Origin of the sequence: Streptomyces smaragdinus (assembly GCF_009604385.1) — a bacterium.
GTDB lineage: Bacteria > Actinomycetota > Actinomycetes > Streptomycetales > Streptomycetaceae > Streptomyces > Streptomyces smaragdinus.
The window spans coordinates 1-2,062 of record NZ_WEGJ01000093.1 but is presented as its reverse complement, the minus strand read 5'-3'; the positions used below and the strand labels follow the sequence as shown (position 1 = coordinate 2,062).

The 2,062-nt window shown below is 70.5% G+C and carries 1 protein-coding gene; it reads left to right on the top strand.

Features of this window, described 5'->3' with window-relative positions; all coding sequences use genetic code 11:
- The first annotated feature begins 120 nt into the window (after positions 1-120).
- Positions 121-1,938, top strand: a complete 1,818-nt coding sequence (locus SRB5_RS35685) for a helicase associated domain-containing protein (protein ID WP_153458017.1) — start codon at positions 121-123, stop codon at positions 1,936-1,938.
- Positions 1,939-2,062 lie beyond the last annotated feature (124 nt).

Below are 2,062 nucleotides of genomic sequence, written 5' to 3'. Positions count from 1 at the left end.
ACGGGCGTGCCTTCCCGACCCGCGCTGCGAACGCGGGCCTCTACTCGGTGACTTGTAGATCACTCGGGAAGGTACGCCCTTCGCGTCCCGTCCCGAAGACCGATCCACAAGTCCTGAGCATTGCTCCTGGACCTGCGGAATGCGCCGCAGATCAAGGCGGCCCAGCGCCGTCATGTACGGCTGCTGCGGCGCTATCCGCACGCCGCGGAAGCGTTCACCGTGGCGCAGGCGATCACGGCTTCGTGGTGGGACGAGCCCTGGCCGGAAGAGACCCTCTGGCCCGACCGGCTGCGGCTGACGGCGCCCGGCAACAACCTGGCATGGCGCGGGGCGGCGCGGGATGCGGTGACCTATCCCGAAGCCGTCACACTGGCCACGCTCCTGGCCGACCCGGGCGTGCAGCAGCGTCTGCTCGACGGTGCAGGACGGCATCAGCCGCACACGCCCGCCGATGTCCCCGGCCTCGTCGACGAACTTGCCCGGCGTCTCGAGCGGCCCTGGATCGCCGACCGCCTCAGGGCCGTCACGACAGGGCCGCTGAACGCCTGGGTACGCGCCTGCGTACGTACCCGCGCCGGACACAAGCCGAAGACACAAAGCATGTGGCGGGTCTCGCCGTCCCACCGGCCCGTACCGATCTCCCGGCTCCTGGAGGACATCCGGCCCGGGGACGGCAAACCCGTACAGCCAAACCCGCCGGCAGCACCGGACACCGCCGCGGCCGCGGCAAAGGGCTTCGCACGCGGCCTGCGCCATGCCCGCGCCTACGCCGCCGAGCACGGCAGCCTGTGCGCGCCCAGCACCGCGCGCGAGGAAGGCTTCGCGGTCGGCCTGTGGCTCGCCAACCAACGCGCCGCAGGACCCGAACTCGCACCCGAACGCGCCGCCGCCCTCCACGCTCTCGACCCGTGGTGGAACCCGCCCTGGAACCTGTGGTGGCAGCGCATCTACCACCGCGCTCAAGCGCACGTTGAAGCAGGACATCCCCTCGCTCCCGAACTCGGGTTCCCCGGCACGCCCGAGGGGCTCGGAGAGTGGCTGTACGACCAGTGCACCGACTACCAGCGCCTCCACCCGCAGCAGCAGCGCCTCCTCACCGACATCGGCATCACCCCTGAGCGAGCACGTGCGGCACAACCCCGGCGCAAGAACCTCAAAGCCGCCCGCCGCACCGCGCTGGACCACGCCCGCGCCTACGCCGCCCGCCACGGCCACCTGTGCGCCCCCACCTCAGCCAGACAGGACGGCTTCACCATCGGCAAATGGCTGCACAACCAGCGGGTACGCGCCCGGCGCGGCCAGCTCGACCCCGCGGTGAACCGGACGCTGACCGGCCTCGACCCCTGGTGGAACCCGCCCTGGCCCACCGACTGGCAGCGTGGGCACCACATCGCCCACGCTGCCGTCACAGCCGGCACCCCCCTGGATCCCCAGGCAGGATTCCGCAACTTCGACGACCGCACCGGGCAGTGGCTGTACGAACAGTACGCCGCCTACGACAGGCTCCAGCCCGGCCAGCAGGAACTCCTGGCTCTGCTCGGAATCACCGGACCCGCGGCGAGCATCGCAGTGCCCAACCCGGCCACCCGGCATGCCGCCCTGGAAACCGGACTGCACTACGCCCGGGCCTGGGCGGCCGAACACCACAGCCTCGACCTTCCCCGCACCGTCCAGCACGGTGGCTTCCCCCTCGGCCGCTGGCTGGCCAGACAACGGCACCAGGCCAACGTGCACCGCGAACGCTTCGACACCCCCTGGCCGCACGAGGAACACTTCGCCCGCATCGACCCGTACTGGAATCCGCCCTGGGGCATGCAATGGCAACGCCGCTACCAGGCCGCCCGCGCACAGCTCCCCCACGGACACCACCTCGCCCCCGAACAAGGCTTCCCCGGCACACCGGACTGGACCGGGCAATGGCTGTACGAACAGTGCTGAACCGTTCCGGGTTTGGTGGAGACTCGAACACGTGTAAGGATTCGAGTCATGGCACGATCTTCCTCCTACCCGCCTGAGCTGCGCCGACGTGCGGTGCGTATGGTCGCCGAGGTCCTGGGTGACT